The 15,462-nt window shown below is 56.5% G+C and carries 20 protein-coding genes and 1 tRNA gene; 7 read left to right on the top strand and 14 right to left on the bottom strand.

From position 1 onward, the window contains the following. Positions 1-37: 37 nt before the first annotated feature. The 6 genes from ylxM to H8S11_RS11575 all read left to right on the top strand — a co-directional run bounded on the left by ylxM (position 38) and on the right by H8S11_RS11575 (position 4,165). The gene (gene ylxM / locus H8S11_RS11600; protein WP_147571996.1) at positions 38-403 is read left to right on the top strand and encodes a YlxM family DNA-binding protein; all 366 of its coding nucleotides are present in this window, start codon (positions 38-40) and stop codon (positions 401-403) included. Positions 404-406: 3 nt separating this feature from the next. Then, the gene (gene ffh / locus H8S11_RS11595) at positions 407-1,780 is read left to right on the top strand and encodes a signal recognition particle protein (protein WP_186853239.1); all 1,374 of its coding nucleotides are present in this window, start codon (positions 407-409) and stop codon (positions 1,778-1,780) included. A gap of 147 nt (positions 1,781-1,927) precedes the next feature. After that, positions 1,928-2,167 carry a 30S ribosomal protein S16 gene (gene rpsP / locus H8S11_RS11590; protein ID WP_147571998.1) on the top strand — a complete coding sequence of 80 codons (240 nt, stop codon included), beginning with the start codon at positions 1,928-1,930 and terminating at the stop codon, positions 2,165-2,167. Between the two features lie 20 nt (positions 2,168-2,187). Next, entirely contained in the window at positions 2,188-2,418 is a 231-nt protein-coding gene (locus H8S11_RS11585; RefSeq protein ID WP_186853238.1) for a KH domain-containing protein, read from the top strand. Between the two features lie 101 nt (positions 2,419-2,519). Continuing rightward, entirely contained in the window at positions 2,520-3,017 is a 498-nt protein-coding gene (rimM, locus tag H8S11_RS11580) for a ribosome maturation factor RimM (protein ID WP_186853237.1), read from the top strand. Then, on the top strand, positions 3,017-4,165 hold the full coding sequence (locus H8S11_RS11575) for an AI-2E family transporter (protein ID WP_186853236.1): 1,149 nt from the start codon (positions 3,017-3,019) through the stop codon (positions 4,163-4,165). Before rimM ends, H8S11_RS11575 begins: the two co-directional genes overlap by 1 nt. Positions 4,166-4,204: 39 nt before the next feature. On the opposite strand, the gene H8S11_RS11570 is transcribed toward H8S11_RS11575, so the two are convergent. Next, the gene (locus tag H8S11_RS11570; RefSeq protein WP_147572002.1) at positions 4,205-4,978 is read right to left on the bottom strand and encodes a helix-turn-helix domain-containing protein; all 774 of its coding nucleotides are present in this window, start codon (positions 4,976-4,978) and stop codon (positions 4,205-4,207) included. A 176-nt stretch (positions 4,979-5,154) separates the two neighbouring features. Here H8S11_RS11570 and H8S11_RS11565 point away from each other — a divergent pair, with 176 nt between their 5' ends. Next, on the top strand, positions 5,155-5,322 hold the full coding sequence (locus H8S11_RS11565) for a hypothetical protein (RefSeq protein WP_186853235.1): 168 nt from the start codon (positions 5,155-5,157) through the stop codon (positions 5,320-5,322). 118 nt (positions 5,323-5,440) lie between these two features. On the opposite strand, the gene H8S11_RS11560 is transcribed toward H8S11_RS11565, so the two are convergent. From H8S11_RS11560 to H8S11_RS11505, 13 genes are all read right to left on the bottom strand, one after another. Next, entirely contained in the window at positions 5,441-5,809 is a 369-nt protein-coding gene (locus H8S11_RS11560; protein WP_243201041.1) for a sporulation initiation factor Spo0A C-terminal domain-containing protein, read from the bottom strand. 1 nt (position 5,810) lies between these two features. Next, on the bottom strand, positions 5,811-6,140 hold the full coding sequence (locus tag H8S11_RS11555; protein WP_147572003.1) for a helix-turn-helix domain-containing protein: 330 nt from the start codon (positions 6,138-6,140) through the stop codon (positions 5,811-5,813). An 82-nt stretch (positions 6,141-6,222) separates the two neighbouring features. Continuing rightward, entirely contained in the window at positions 6,223-6,813 is a 591-nt protein-coding gene (locus H8S11_RS11550; protein WP_186853234.1) for a hypothetical protein, read from the bottom strand. A gap of 14 nt (positions 6,814-6,827) precedes the next feature. Next, positions 6,828-6,914: transfer RNA gene (locus H8S11_RS11545), tRNA-Leu, on the bottom strand. A gap of 138 nt (positions 6,915-7,052) precedes the next feature. After that, complete coding sequence (locus H8S11_RS11540) at positions 7,053-7,670, bottom strand: NUDIX hydrolase (protein ID WP_147572005.1); 618 nt, start codon at positions 7,668-7,670, stop codon at positions 7,053-7,055. 18 nt (positions 7,671-7,688) lie between these two features. Next, positions 7,689-8,138, bottom strand: a complete 450-nt coding sequence (locus H8S11_RS11535) for a GNAT family N-acetyltransferase (protein WP_186853233.1) — start codon at positions 8,136-8,138, stop codon at positions 7,689-7,691. Then, on the bottom strand, positions 8,119-9,963 hold the full coding sequence (gene uvrC, locus H8S11_RS11530; RefSeq protein WP_147572007.1) for an excinuclease ABC subunit UvrC: 1,845 nt from the start codon (positions 9,961-9,963) through the stop codon (positions 8,119-8,121). The genes H8S11_RS11535 and uvrC overlap by 20 nt, the downstream gene beginning before the upstream one ends. 71 nt (positions 9,964-10,034) lie before the next feature. Further along, complete coding sequence (locus H8S11_RS11525) at positions 10,035-10,298, bottom strand: HPr family phosphocarrier protein (RefSeq protein WP_023347782.1); 264 nt, start codon at positions 10,296-10,298, stop codon at positions 10,035-10,037. Positions 10,299-10,574: 276 nt separating this feature from the next. Continuing rightward, positions 10,575-12,941 carry an endonuclease MutS2 gene (locus H8S11_RS11520; RefSeq protein WP_186853232.1) on the bottom strand — a complete coding sequence of 789 codons (2,367 nt, stop codon included), beginning with the start codon at positions 12,939-12,941 and terminating at the stop codon, positions 10,575-10,577. A 382-nt stretch (positions 12,942-13,323) separates the two neighbouring features. After that, positions 13,324-14,703, bottom strand: a complete 1,380-nt coding sequence (locus H8S11_RS11515; protein ID WP_147572009.1) for an MATE family efflux transporter — start codon at positions 14,701-14,703, stop codon at positions 13,324-13,326. A gap of 134 nt (positions 14,704-14,837) precedes the next feature. Then, positions 14,838-15,116 (bottom strand): MerR family DNA-binding protein, encoded by a 279-nt coding sequence (locus H8S11_RS14305; protein ID WP_366461177.1) that lies wholly within the window; start codon positions 15,114-15,116, stop codon positions 14,838-14,840. Next, complete coding sequence (locus H8S11_RS13990) at positions 15,113-15,250, bottom strand: hypothetical protein (RefSeq protein ID WP_243201040.1); 138 nt, start codon at positions 15,248-15,250, stop codon at positions 15,113-15,115. The genes H8S11_RS14305 and H8S11_RS13990 overlap by 4 nt, the downstream gene beginning before the upstream one ends. A gap of 62 nt (positions 15,251-15,312) precedes the next feature. Further along, positions 15,313-15,456 carry an acetyl-CoA hydrolase/transferase C-terminal domain-containing protein gene (locus H8S11_RS11505; protein WP_243201044.1) on the bottom strand — a complete coding sequence of 48 codons (144 nt, stop codon included), beginning with the start codon at positions 15,454-15,456 and terminating at the stop codon, positions 15,313-15,315. Positions 15,457-15,462 lie beyond the last annotated feature (6 nt).

The following is a 15,462-nucleotide window of genomic DNA, read 5'->3' as shown; positions in this document are numbered from 1 at the left end:
TTTCCTTTACATTTTTTGTTTGAGGAGGTCAGTACCTATGAAAAGTCAGGCTTATCGCATGGCCATGCTCTATGATTTTTATGGCGATGTGCTCACTGACCGCCAGAAGGAATTTTATGACCTCTATTACAACGAGGACCTGTCCCTGGGCGAGATCGCTGAGAACTATGGCATCACCCGCCAGGGAGTCCGGGATGTTATCGTCCGGGCCGAGGCCATCCTCACCGAGTTGGAGGACAAGACCGGCCTGATCAAGCGGTTCCACACCATGCACAGCCAGTTGGAGCAGCTCCGCCAGGACGCCCAGCAGCTGGTGGAATTGGCCGCACAGCGGGACCAGGCCGACATGGAGCTGCTGGCCCTCCGGGTGCGGGATACCGCTGACCAGCTGTTAAAGGAGTAATCCATGGCATTTGAAGGACTTTCTGAAAAGCTGTCCGCCGCCTTTAAAAAGCTGAGGGGCAAGGGCCGCCTGTCCGAAGCCGATGTGAAGGAGGCCATGCGTGAGATCCGCCTGGCCCTTCTGGAGGCCGATGTCAGCTATAAGGTGGTCAAGCAGTTCGTGGCCCAGGTCACGGAGAAGGCTGTTGGGGCCGACGTGCTGGAGGCCCTGTCCCCGGCCCAGCAGATCATTAAGATCGTCAACCAGGAGCTTACCGAGCTGATGGGCGGGGCCAGCGCCAAGCTGACCATCGCCTCCAAGCCCCCTACGGTGGTCATGATGGTTGGCCTTCAGGGCGCCGGTAAGACCACCAACGGCGCCAAGCTGGCCGGTTTGATGAAGAGGCAGAACGGCAAGCGGCCCCTGCTGGCCGCCTGTGATATCTACCGCCCCGCCGCCATCAAGCAGCTGGAGGTAGTGGGCGAGCAGTTGGGCATCCCCGTCTTTCAGATGGGGCAGACAGATCCAGTGCATATCGCCAAGGCCGCGGTGGAGCACGCAATCAAACATGGCAATGACATGGTGTTCCTGGACACTGCCGGACGGCTCCATGTGGATGAAGCACTGATGGATGAACTGTGCAAGATCAAGGCCGCTGTTTCTCCCACTGAGATCCTGTTGGTAGTGGACGCCATGATCGGCCAGGATGCGGTCAACGCCGCCAAAGCCTTTGATGACGCCTTGGATATCGACGGTGTAGTGCTCACCAAGCTGGACGGCGACGCCCGGGGCGGCGCTGCCCTCTCCATCCGGGCAGTAACTGGAAAACCCATCAAGTTTGTGGGCATGGGGGAAAAGCTGGACCAAATCGAGGTCTTTCACCCCGACCGGATGGCCAGCCGCATCCTCGGCATGGGCGACGTTCTCTCCCTTATTGAGAAGGCGGAGCAAAACTTCGATCAGAAGAAGGCTCTGGAGCTTCAGGAGAAGTTACGGAAAAACAAGTTTACCCTGTCCGACTTATATGATCAGATGGTCCAGCTAAAGGGCATGGGCTCCCTGTCTGATATCGCCGGTATGCTTCCCGGCGTCAAGGCCTCTGATTTGGAAGGGGCCGCGCTGGATGGGAAGGCTCTCCAGCGAATGGAGGCCATCATCACTTCCATGACCCCCTATGAGCGGGAAAATCCCAGTATTCTCAATTCCAGTCGAAAAAAACGCATCGCCGCCGGATCTGGCACTCAGGTGGTGGATGTAAATCGACTACTCAAGCAGTTTGAGATGCTTCAGGCCATGACAAAGCAGTTTTCCGGCGGCAAGATGCCCAGAAGCCTGCGTAAGATGATGGGAAAAAAGGGCGGGATGATGCCTGGAATGGGACGGGGATTCCCTTTCTGAGACAGCCGCCAGTATAGGCCCCAGGGAGCGGAGCGCCAGATGCCCAAAGTGTATCTGAAGCAGAGCGGACTCCGCGCTGATGAGGTTGGCAAAGCGCCGCGCGCGCTTTCCATATAAATCTATCAATTCATTTGGAGGTGAATATAAATGGTTAAGATCAGACTGCGCCGCATGGGCGCCAAGAAGGCTCCCTTCTATCGTATCGTGGTGGCTGACTCCCGCTATCCTCGGGACGGCCGTTTCATCGAGGAGATCGGCATTTACAACCCTGTCGCCAACCCCGCCGAGCTGAATGTGGATGTGGAGCGCGCTCAGGCCTGGATCAAGACCGGCGCTCAACCCACTGAGACCGTCCGTGATCTGCTGAAAAAAGCCGGTGCTCTGTAAGGCTGGAGGTTTTGCACACAATGAAAGAGCTTCTGACCTATGTCGCCCAAAACCTGGTGGAGCACCCGGAGCAGGTGTCCGTCACCGAGGCCGAGGGCGACGGCGAAACCGTCCTGGAGCTGCGGGTGGCTCCCGAGGATATGGGTAAGGTGATTGGCCGCCAGGGCCGCATCGCCAAGGAGATCCGTGTCCTGGTCCGCTCGCTGGCTCAACGGTCTGGAAAACGTGTTTCCGTAGAGATCGTCGACTAAAACAAAGGCGCAGGCTTTTCCTGCGCTTTTGTTTTCTTTCCATTTTCCTGGCGGCTTTCCGCCGCCTGTGATATAAAATTTTCTGCAACGGAGGCTATGCCATGCCGGCACAATATTTGGAAGTGGGCAAGATCACCAACGTCCACGGCGTCATGGGAGAGGTGCGGGTCCAGCCCTGGGCTGACTCTCCGGAATTTTTGTGCAAGTTCAAAACCCTCTATGTAGATCAGTCCCATTGGCCTATCCAGGTGGAGCGGGCCCGCGTCCATAAAAGCATGGTTATCATCAAGTTTCAGGGGATCTGTGACGTTCCTTCTGCCTTGGCCATGCGCAACGCCATCTTGTATATTGACCGTAAGGATGCCCATCTCCCTCAGGGAGCCTTTTTCCTGGCCGATATCTATGGGCTAGAGGCCCGTGACGCCCAGTCTGGACAAGTCCTAGGCAAGGTTGAGGACATTCTTACTTTGCCCGCCAACAATGTCTATGTCATCCGGGGCGGGGAGCGGGAGCTGATGATCCCCGCCGTCCCCCAGTTCATCGAGGAGACCAATGTGGAGGGCGGCTACCTGAAGATCCATATGATGGAGGGTCTGTAATGAAACGGGAATGGATGGGGGCTGCCCGGCTGGGTGTGGTCCTGTTTCTCCTTTATCTGGCTATCCACTACTGGGGAGCCCTGTCCTCCCTGCTCCTTTTGGGGCTGGGGGCCGCCTTCCCCCTGGTTTTGGGCGCCGTTATCGCTTATGCGGTCAATATCCTCATGAGCCTGTATGAGGGCTGGTACTTCCCCGATACCAAAAGTCCCTTTGTCATCAAAAGCCGCCGGCCGGTCTGCCTGCTTTTGGCTTTTGCCAGTCTGATCGCCATCGTTTTCCTCCTCATCCGCATGATTCTTCCTGAGCTGTTAGAGTGTACCCTGGTTCTCATCCAGGAGGTAGTGCCTATGCTGGAGAAGCTGAGTGAAAATCTGGACCTGTCCCAGTTCTTCTCCATCTCCAGCACCGCGCTGGCAGATGGCTCCATTAACTGGAAGGAGGTCATCACCTCCATTACTCAGTGGCTGGTCAAGGGAGTAGGTGGTGTCATGGGCTCGGTACTGTCCCTGGTTTCCGCCACGGTTTCCACCGCCTTTACCGCCGTCGTGAGCATCATTTTCTCCATCTATCTACTCTTGGGCAAGGAGAAGCTGGGCCGCCAGATCTCCCTAGTTATGAAGACCTATCTGAAGCCGGCCTGGTACAGCCATCTGGTTTACTTTCTTGAAACTCTCCACTCCTGTTTCCGCCGCTTCGTGGTGGGCCAGTGTACAGAAGCCGTCATCCTGGGCCTGCTGTGTATGGGCGGCATGATGCTGTTGCGGTTCCCTTACGCCTCCATGGTGGGAGCTCTCATTGGCTTTACTGCCCTGATCCCTGTGGCCGGCGCTTACATCGGCGCCGGTGTGGGAGCCTTTATGATCTTTACTGTATCACCCTTCCAATCGCTGTTCTTCCTGATTTTTATCGCGATCCTGCAGCAGCTTGAAGGCAATTTAATCTACCCTAAGGTAGTGGGCTCCTCCATCGGCCTGCCCGGTATCTGGGTGCTGGCTGCTGTCACCATTGGCGGCGGCGTCCTCGGCATTGGCGGGATGCTGCTGGCTGTCCCCTTGGCCGCTGCCCTCTACCAGATGCTGCGGGTAGATGTGGCCCGGCGCAACGCCCCCCCCTCCCCACCCTCAGCGCAGGAATCAACAGAGGAATGACAAAACGCGGAGGACGTTATGCGTCCTCCGCGTTTTCTGTTACCGGCCAATACAAAACATCAGAACGCTCCTGATCCAGTCGGGCGCTCCGGTCTGCCCAATGGCCTGGAAAATGGCTTCCCGTGTGTCAGACAGCCCCATCGTCATCGCCGCACGGGCATCCTGTCCTATGGCCAGAAGGTCCGCGGTAGCCGCACTGCCTACCGCCACATCCCGGGCCATCGCCGCGCCACCGGCGGCGTATATCCCGACAGAGCTTCCTCCAATGGCCAGATAGCCGAAGGCACAGCCTCCTACCGCCACATACCCCAGAGCGATCCCGCCCATCGCGAGCAGGCCGAGGGCCATTCCGGCCAGGGCCAACAGCCCCATTCCAAAGGCCCCTACTGTGATTCCCCCCAGCGCAAAGACCCCGATGGATAGCGCACCCACCGAAACATTGCCGATGGCAACAACACCTCTGGCGACACAGAAGCCCCGCTGTGCCAGGTTAATATGGACCAGCGGCAGCCCAAAGACGGTACACTTACTTTTATACTCATAGTGCCAGCTGTTATAATGGTAGTGGTTCTCCACCACCACTGGGCCGTTCTGGGCGGCGGCACATGATTCCATCTCATGACCAGTGATGAGCCAGTCCAGCGTCACGTTAAAATACCGGGCCAGGGCGGTCAGGTTATCCATATCAGGCCGGCTTGTGCCTGCCTCCCACTTCTGCACCGCCTGGCGGGTCACCCCCACCAGATTGGCTAGTTCCTCCTGAGAAAGCCCTGACCGCTTGCGCAGGTCATAAAGCCGATTTTGAAATTCCATACTGTCCCCCTCTTTTGTTTTGTTCCTGAGTCGGTGTTCAGCATAGCAAATTTCAGTGAACAGCGCAACCAAAAGCTGTATTCAATTTGACAACCGCCGGTTGCGGAAGCTATTTTGCGCTCATCTGCTCATAGCGGCGGCTGGGATTGGAAATACTGTTTCCGGGGGTGATCTCTGTGAAAAAGCAGGAATTTAGAAATTCTGTGGAGGACCTGCGTCTGAGTCCGGAGCTTCGTCTGTGTCCCAAGTTCGACCCGACCAGCATCGCCCACTTCCATGTGGCCACTCGAGAGGATATGGGTTTCCGCGTCCTGGACAACTGCGCCGAGGAGCACATCATGTAAACCCCTGCCGCCCGTGGGCAGCTGCTTCGCAGCCCTTCATAGGGCAGACGACAAACCCGCCAAAAAAGGAGGGGGAGGCATCCGCTAAAACGGATGCCTCCCCCTCCTTTTCCCAATTTCATGTATCACCATACTGGCGGGGCAAAAGATAGGCAGCCAAAATCGCCAAAAATTCAGATGCTTTTGGTCTGTCCATCAGTGGACGGCGGGCCAGCTCTTCTAGGAATGGACGGCCGCGGTTCCACGCAATTTCTGCTATCATCCGGATGTTGCGCTCAACGCAGCTCCAGTTGGTCTGGTATTGCCCCGCCACCTCAGGGTATAGGCATTTGGTTACCAGCAGAAGCCGCTCCGGCTCCTGGATCGCGAGATGCACCGCGAAGGCTGTATGGAAAAAGCCTATGTAGTTCGCGGTAACTCCCAAGCGGAGCAACAGGTCATAAATATCAGTCATCTCCGCGGATGTGTCAAAAATCATGTTTTTCATATTACAACAGCTTTAGTATCTCCCCAAAATGATATTGAAAAGCCTCTTGCTTGTCCGCTGGCAAAAAATGATACCACTCGACCTGGCGCAGAAGGCATCTCGCTTTTCCTGCCGCCTCTATAGACACCGTTCCGAATACCAGTTCATCCAGCGAAACTCCTAGTGCATTGGCGATGCGGATCAGGGTATCCAATGTCGTATTTCCGTCGGCCATCGCCGCCTGAATTGTCGACTTTGGAATGCTGAGTTCCCTGGCAAAATCTGAAAGACTTTTTCCCATTCCCTCCTTGTATGCTTTTAAGTTGTCTGATAGGTGATTGGTTCGTTCCACACAATTCCCCTCCTTTTTATTTCTCAATATAAGAATAAGGGAAAATATGCAGTTTGGGTGACCGGGATTTCGGTTTTTTTCGTCAATTTTCGGTCAAAGTGATCTGCCGCCAGCGATACCTCCTTTTTTTCTGTCTTATACGCCGTTTCTCCACCTTTATTTGTCTATAATCCCTTTGCCAGCTTGTCGATGTTTTGATGCCGCCGGAATAAACTCCCAATGCCGCTCCAAAAGTAGTCCTGAGATGCGGAAAAGAACTCAAAAAATTCATATCAAGAAGAAGATAAAATAACATAAAAAGCCCGCAATCCGCAAAATGCAAAAGGATTGCGGGCAGGCAAAGAGCGACTAAAATCCATATTTTCATGCACGCAATAAAAGCGCAGCGAAGCTGCGATACCAAATCGTAATCCAGCGCAGCGGTTCCGATTTGGAAAAGAGGAGCAAGGGAGCGGACAGATGATGTCTTTTTTGCCCCAGACATAAAAAGACGTCGGAGCAAAGCGGACTTTGCTCCGACGTGGAATATCACAGCAGTATAGATGCCAGCAGCTTCCAAGCTTGCACCCAAAACCAAATCGAAGCCCAGCGCAGCGGGTTCGATTTGGAAAGGAGGAGCAGCGGCGTGAGCGCGCTCTGACTTTTGCAAAAAAAGTCGGAGCAAGCGATACAAAGCTTGCTCCGACGTGGTGCCGGTGACCGGACTCGAACCGGTACGCTGTCGCCAGCGGTGGATTTTGAGTCCACTACGTCTACCAATTCCATCACACCGGCTGGTATCTGATGCAGGGAATATTATACATGAAAGTCAGAGGATTTGCAAGAGAAAATTTTGCTCCTTCCACGGCCCTGCTCTCCTCTCTTAAAAGGAAAGCGATTTATTCTACGATCAGGCTTCCAGGAAGAACCCGCTCACTCCAGAAGAGTATGCCAGTGCACCGCCGCTCTGGCCCGGAAGCATAGCTCCAACTGTTCCCGAGTCGTCTTTTCCCAGTCCAGCGGAGGCATGGAATCAAGAGGGAACCAACCGCTGGCCGTCGTCTCCAGATTCTCCTGAAATGCTCCGCCCACCAGAGTACACAGGACAAAGGCGATGGCCACCTTCCAGGGATACACCGTGGTGTGATGCCGCTCCCCATCCAGAAGGGCAATCAGCCGGTCTGCCCTCACCTCCAGTCCTGCTTCCTCCCGCACCTCTTTCACGGTATTCTCCGCTACGGAGATATCCATGTCCACCCAGCCTCCGGGCAGAGCCCACCCCTTCGGCTCCTGAACGAGGAGAATCCTCTCCCCCTGAAAAACAGCGGCCCGGGTGGCCAGCTTCGGGGTCTGATACCCAGTTTCACAACAGAACAGGTCCTTTACCTTTTCCAGCGGCATATCTCCTTGGAAGGCCAGTATCTCCGCGGCGATCTCCCGGATACGGGCATACCTCTCCCGGTCGAATTTGTCCTTGCCATAATACAACCCGGCCTGCGCCAAGCTCTGGAGCTCCACCGCCCAGTCCAGCCATAGCTTTTTTCTGTCCACGGCGCTTCTCCTCCTAAGTCATGCCCTTTTCAGTTCCATATACAGGATGGGATAAGGCCTCCCCTGATCGTCGGTGTCCGTCCGGCGGCAGACGGAAAAGCCCATGTGCTCATAAAATCCTTTGGCTCCCCTATTCTGCTCGTTGACGTTTACCTTGCTGGCACCGAAATTCTTGACGGCGTAGTCCATCATGGACCGACCCAAACCATTGCCCCGCACCGCGGGGTCCAGGAAAAGCATCTCGATCATCTCTCCCTCCACGCCCAGAAAGCCCACGGGACGGTCCTGCTCGTTAAAGGCCACCGCCAGCTTCCCAATCCCGCCAATGGCCTGGGGCACATACTCCTTGATGCGCTCCACGTCTCCGGGCATCAGGAAGTGGTGGGTAGCTCGGACAGAATCCTCCCACACTTGGGTGAGGACGCCGATCAGCTCCGGCATCCTGTTCTCAATGGTCTGGATCTTCATGGTCTTGTTCCTCCTGATGGAAATAATAATATACCGCTTGAGCGGTGTTCCTGGGCACCACCTCCCGGAGTTGCTCCAGAGAGGCTCCTCTGATCGCTTTGATGGTCTTAAAGTGTTTGAGGAGTTGGGTGCGGCGCGCCTCGCCCACACTGGGGATCTGATCCAGCACTGAGGTCTTCATGTGCCCCGACTGGAGCTGACGGTGGTATTCGATGGCGAAACGGTGGGTCTCCTCCTGGATCTGGCCGATCAGGGCGAACACCGCGGGGATAGACTGGATGCCGATTTCCCGCCCATCCGGATGGACCAGGGCACGGGTACGGTGCCGGTCGTCCTTTACCATACCGAAGGCGGGGATCTCCAGCCTCATTGACTCCAGCACCCGCTGGGCCACCTTTACATGCTCATGACCGCCGTCAATAAGCAGCAGGTCGGGACGGTCGGCAAACTTCTCATCCCCCTCTAGATAGCGGCGGAATCGCCGGGTAAGCACTTGCTCCATGGAGGCGTAGTCATCCGGCCCGGTCATGTCCTTCAGCTTGAAGCGCCTGTAATCCCGCTTGAGGGGCCTGCCGTCCGCATATACCACCATGGAGGCCACAATGTCGCTGGCTCCCTGATTGGAGATATCGTAGGACTCCATCCGCCGGGGCGGCTGTTCCAGCCCCAGCATCTTCCCCAGCGCCTCCAGCAGCTTGTTCTGCCGCTCCTCCCGTGTGGTGGCCCGTTCCACCTCCTCCTGGGCATTTTGGTTGGCCAAGCGGATCAGGTCCATCTTGGCCCCCCGCTGGGGGGTGACAAGTTCCACTTTCCGCTCCACCTGCTCGGACAGCAGGCGGGTCAATGGTACCTGGTCCACCAGTTCACAAGGGAGCAGTATCTGCCGGGGCAGACGGTTACGGCCCACATAGTATTCCCGGACCAGAGAGGATAGGACGCTCTCCTCATCCTCTTCCATCGGGGTTTCCAGCAGATCAAAGTCTTTGGCGGCCAGCTCCCCCTCCATGTAGTGGAGGACCACGAAACAGCTCTTGGCCTCCCCTCGGAAAAAACCGGCCACATCAGTATCCGCCAAGGAGCCGGCCACTACCTTCTGCCGTTTTCCAAGCAGCTCGATGGCTCTCAGTCGGTCCCGCAGCTGGGCTGCCTGTTCAAAGCGCAGTTCTTCTGCCGCCCGCTCCATCTCTGTGGTCAGATCTGCCTGTACTTCCTTGAACCGCCCCTCCAGCAGGGACACGGCCTGGGACACCGCCTGGTCATGCTGGGCCTTCAGCTCATCCCCCCGGCAGTAGCCGTCACACTTGCCCATATGAAAGTTGAGGCAGGGCCGCTCCTTGCCGATATCCCTGGGAAACTTCTTCCGGCAGGAGGGCAGGCGCAGGGCGGTACGCAGGGCGTCGATAATCGCTTGGGTGCTGTGGCGGCTGGCGTAGGGCCCAAAGTACCTCGCTCCGTCCTCCGCCGGTCGGGCCGCCAGGGAAAAGCGGGGATACGCCTCATTAGACAGGCGGATATAGGGATAGCCTTTATCGTCCTTCAGCAGAATATTGTACCTGGGCTGGTGCCGCTTGATGAGAGAGCACTCCAGGACCAGGGCCTCAAACTCGCTGTCAGCCACAATGACGTCAAAGTGGTCGATCTGGGATACCATGGCCCTAGTCTTTTCCGTATGGGAGGCCAGATTCGCAAAGTACTGGCTCACCCGGTTTTTCAGCGCCTTCGCCTTACCTACATAGATGACAGTATTCTTTGCGTCCTGCATGATATACACGCCGGGCTTCAGCGGCAGGCTATGGGCTTTTTCTTTCAGTTCCTCAAAGGTCATGGCGCGCTCCCTCCTTTTGGGGAAATATCAAAAAAGGCACCGCCAAGCGGTGCCTTTTCATGGGAAATGCCTTACTCAGAAAAATCGGAGGAGATCATCTTGTAGAGTGCTTCGACCGCTTCCTTCTCATCGGGCCCGTCCGCGATCAGTTTAATTGGAGTACCCTTGACGATGCCCAAGGACAAAACGCCCAGCAGGCTCTTGGCATTGACCTTGCGCTCCTCCTTCTCCACCCAGATAGAGCTCTTGAACTCATTGGCCTTCTGGATAAAGAAAGTGGCGGGTCTGGCGTGCAGACCGACCTGATTGTTCACGACTGCTTCCTGACTATACATGGCTGTACCTCCGCACTGGTCGTTTTATATGGTCTAAGCATACCAGATTTATCCCGTTCTCGTCAATGACATTTTTCACAAATCTAACTCTTTCCTTACAGGAAAAATTCCTGTAACCAACGGGATTTTCTAGAAATCTTTTCCAAGAGGGATAATCCGTCAAATTCTTGGCGGAAAATTCGCCTGTTCTTCCCCCACAAACTCAAAACGCTGTCCGTCTCACCCGTTCTTACCCCATCCCGCTGGGCGAAGAGCCTTCCTTTGAGGGGTGCCCCGCTACTTCAGCTCAACCACTGTGACGCCGTCCTCGCCCTCGCCGTAGCGGCCCGGACGGAAGGACTTAACATACCGGCTACGCCTGCAATAGGTCCGCACCGCGTTCCGCACCGCCCCTGTTCCTTTGCCATGGATAATGGTCACCGTTTCCAGCTTGCCCATCATGGCGGTGTCCAGGAATCGCTCCAGCACAGCGATGGCCTCGTCGGTCATCATACCGCGCAAATCCACCTGGGAGGGGACGGCAGCGGTACGCAGGGTATGCTCCGCCCGGGCGACAATACGCCGGGCCTCCTTCTGGGACTGGCTCTCCCCCTCCACTACCCGGACCTCGTCCTGCTTCGCGGAGATCTTTAAAATGCCGGCCTGAAGCTGAAGGGAGCCGTCTTTATTGACCGACAGGACCGTAGCCTTAGTCCCCATGGACACCAGCTCCACAGTGTCCCCAGCCACGGCAGGACGGGTTGGCGGCGGGGTCTCCACCTCCTGGGCCGGACCGCCAATGCCCCGCTCCGCCTCGTTGAGCAGGCGGCGGGCCTCCGCCCGGCTGTCATTGACCTGCTGCCAGTCCAGGTCCCTCCGCTTCTGGAGCTCCTTCAGCTCTGATATGGCCAGGTCGCTGGCGTCCCTGGCCTCCTGAATGATGGCACGGGCCTCGGCCTGGGCCTTCTCCACCACCTTGGCCCGCTCCGCCTCCAGCTTTTCCCGGTACTCCCGGGCCTTACTGGCCGACTGCTCCATCTCCAGCTTCAGCCGGCGGGCCTCTGTCCGTTCTCTCTCCATCTCCTGGCGCTGCTGGTCCAGACGGGTGAGCACATCCTCGAAACGGACGTTTTCCGCATCCAGGCGGGCGGCTGCCTTTTCGATGATATACTCGGGCAGGCCCAGCCGGCGTGAGATGGCAAAGGCGTTGGACTTTCCGGGAATACCCAGTACCAGGCGGTAGGTGGGGGCCAAGGTCTCCACATTAAATTCGCAGGAGGCATTCTCCACCCCCGGAGTGGTCATGGCGTATACCTTCAGCTCGGCATAGTGGGTCGTGGCCGCCACCTGGGCTCCCAGTCCCCTGGCGGACTCGATGATAGCAGCGGCCAGGGCAGCTCCCTCTACCGGGTCTGTCCCCGCTCCCAGCTCGTCAAAGAGAATCAGGCTCTCGTCATCCGCCTCCTCCAAGATGCCCACGATATTCACCATGTGGGAGGAGAAGGTGGACAGGGACTGGGCGATGGACTGCTCATCCCCGATATCGGCCAGCACACGGGAGACGACCCGTACGGTAGAGTCATCTTTTGCCGGGATATGGAGGCCACACTGGGCCATCAGGGTGATCAGGCCCAGGGTCTTCAGGGTAACCGTCTTTCCTCCGGTGTTTGGGCCGGTGATAACCAGGGTATCGAATCGCTCCCCCAATTCCAGGTCGTTGGCCACCGCCTTCTTCTGGTCCAGGAGGGGGTGCCTTGCTCCCCGCAGGCGCAAATACTTGTCAGACAGCCTGGGTTCAGTACACTCCAGTTTTAGAGACAGCTTGGCCCGGGCGAAGATGGCATCCAGCCACACCAACAGCTGGTAGTCCTCTAGGATGTCTTCTTTGTGGTTGGCACACTGGGCGGATAATTCGGCCAGGATGCGCTCGATCTCTTTTTTCTCCTTGGCCAATAACTCTCGCAGCTCATTATTGGCCTTGACAACCCCCATGGGCTCGATGAAAAAGGTAGACCCGGAGGAAGACACATCGTGGACCAGGCCTGGGATAGCGTTTTTATGCTCCGACTTCACCGGCACCACATACCGGTCTGAGCGTATGGTGATGATGGCCTCCTGAAGGTACTTGGACTGGTTGGAGGAGATCAGCTTCTGCAGGATGTCCCGGACCTTGGACTCCGTGGCCCGCATATGCCGGCGGATGGAGGCCAGCTCCGGACTGGCGGAGTCCGCCAGTTCATCCTCCCCTACAATGGAGTTGGTAATAGTATCCTCCAAAAAGCGGTTTGGGGTCAAGGCGTGGAACAGGTGAGAGATGGGGGACTTCTCCTCCCCAGCTCCATACTCACCGGCGGTACGGGCGGCCCGCAGGACGGCGGCTACCTCCAATAGCTCCCGTGTATTCAGGCTACCCCCCATATCCGCCCGCTGGAGGCTGGCCGCCACCGGACGGATCCCGGCAAACCCTGGGGTGCCCCGGAGGATCAGCAGCTTCACAGCGGCAGAGGTCTCCTCCTGGGCCCGACGCACATCCTCTATATCGGTCATAGGACGCAGGGCGAGGGCTCGCTCCCGCCCCTCGTCGGTGACGGCGCAACCGGCCAGCATTTCCAGCACCCTGGGCAGCTCTAGGGTTTGGATGGATTTTTCAAACAGTTCGTTCATATCAAAACTCCTGACAACGGATGTATCTTTTTCTTTATTTTCTCATAAAGACGGACATTTGGCAAGGGAGAGAGGATTCTCTGTGGGAAAATGCCTTCCCTTCTTCTTATATTTTACCCAGATTTGACCTGTCAGCGGTGGAACTTTACAGACCTGCCGCGTATGATGGTATCAGAAAGGAACCAAAAAGCTCCGGGGAGCGGGCTGTGACCGGCGCGGCATGGACCTGTCCTCCCCGTTCTCAATATGGCTGACTAAGGATCTTTTCTTCTTTTCATTTCTATCCTCCAACAGGTTTGGGCGCCAGCATAAGCTGACGCCCAAATCTTTTCTTTCAGCAACCAGGCGCTTTCTTCCATCCCAGGCGGGTACCCACCTGATCTCAGCGGCGGGCAGGCAGAGGGGTGTCGTCCTTGAGCCGCCCTAGAGGGCGGTAAACTGTGCAATACATAGTGACAAAGCAGGCCAAACCGCCAACGAGCTGGGACACCGCCTCGGCGATAAATACACCGTTTGTCCCAATCCAGATGGGCAGGATGACCGTCAGCGGGGCATTGATGATGGCCTTACGCAGCAGAGAGAAGAATACAGCCTGCTTGGAGCGGCCCAGTGCCACAAAGACGGCCTGCCCCGCAGACTGGAGGGACATGGGGATAAAGAGGGCAAAATAGATGCGGAGGGCGGGGATACCGGCCTGAATTACCTCCGGCTCATCGTTAAATATCTGGATCATCAAACCTGGGAAGGCCATGGCCAGTGCCCAAAAGGCGGCGGCATAGGCCACAGTCAGTCCGCAGCCAAAGCGGATGGACTGGCGGACTCTGCCATACTTACCCGCCCCGTAATTGTACCCCATCACCGGCTGGGAGCCGTTGGTCAGCCCGTGGACCGGCATGAAAAAGACCTCCCGGACCGAGTTGATAATGGTCATGATGCCCACATACAGATCGCCGCCGTAGAACTGGAGGGTGGCGTTGCACACCACCTGGACCAGGCTGTTGGTCATATTCATGCAGAAGCCGGACAGCCCCAGAGCGATGATGCGCCTGACCCGCTTTCCCTGTAATGGAAGACAGCGCCGGCGCAGCTTGAGAATAGACCGGCGGCCAGTCAGAAATTGGAGCACCCATACCGCGGATACACCCTGAGCGATCACAGTGGCCAGGGCCGCTCCCTTCACCCCCATATCCATCAGGAAAATAAAGATGGGGTCTAACACGATATTGATGACCGCGCCGATGACCACGGTAAACATCCCAGTCTTTCCAAACCCCTGGGCATTGATAAAGGGATTCATTCCCAGACCGATCATAACAAACAAGGTGCCGCAAAGGTAGATGGTCATATAGTCGTCAGCGTAGGGAAATGTATCGTCGCTGGCACCAAATAGATAGAGGATGGGCCGCTTCAGCACCAAGAAAAATGCCGTAGCCGCCGCGCCAAGAAGCAGAAGAAGCGTAAAGGAATTTCCCATCACATTCTCCGCTTCTTCCTCATCTCCTTTTCCCCGATAGATGGAACACAGCGGACCGCCTCCAGTACCGCAGAGATTGGCCAGCCCCATGATGATAGACACGATGGGGATAGTAACTCCCAGCCCGGTGAGCGCCAGGTGGCTGCTGCCGGGCAGGCGGCCTAGATAGATGCGGTCTACTACGCTGTACAGTACATTCACCAGTTGAGCCGCCGTCATAGGCAGTGCCAGGGACAGGATATTGCGGGGGATGCTCCCCTGAGAAAAGTCGTTTTTTACCTGGGCCAAGTTTGCTTCCTCCTCTCTCTGTCCATGGTCTCTGAAACAAAATCCGCCGACAACGGCGCTGTCGGCGGTTCGGGACAGGTCTGATATCAGTGTCGAGTTTAACACAAGTTTCTTAAAAATGGAAGATGGATCCCTTACCCCACAGAACGTGCAGGCCATTTTCCCGGATTCATAGTGTCGGGAGTCCCCTTCTCCATAATTGTTTGGTACAACTCTATTTTGTGATCCATATACTGCAACCGCCTCTTGGCCTCCTCCAACTGGGCACGCACTTTTTCCCGCTGGGTCCTGATAATATCACAGCGCTTCGGAATGGTGGAGTCTCCCTCCAGGCATAGTTCCACATATTCTTTGATCGAATCTAGTGACATCCCGCTGTCCCTGAGATATTTTACTCCTGTCAGCCAATTCAAAGCCTCTCCGTCAAACAGCCGTCGGCACGCTTTGAACGTTCTACCGTCATATGGCCCGTTATACCAAGACCTACTTCCCACTTGGTCAGCTCCTTCTGTACCTGGAACCAGGCTGGCGTAATCTGTCCTTCCACGGTTGAGAGGCGCTCTTGGGCTGTCTTGTTTTTTAAGTAGCGTGCTCCCAGCCCCTTTTGCCTCAGTAGAAGTTTTCCTGAGCATACTTATATAGTTCCTCCCGGAAGTCAGGGTGAGCAATAGCGGCCATGGCAGCGGCTCTCTCGCCTAAAGACAGGCCATGCAGATGGGCCACGCCGTACTCAGTAGCCACACACTCAACCATGGTGCG

This window comes from Flintibacter hominis, assembly GCF_014287965.1.
Classification (GTDB): Bacteria; Bacillota; Clostridia; order Oscillospirales; family Oscillospiraceae; genus Lawsonibacter; species Lawsonibacter aceti.
This window is presented reverse-complemented; position numbering and strand designations above follow the sequence as displayed.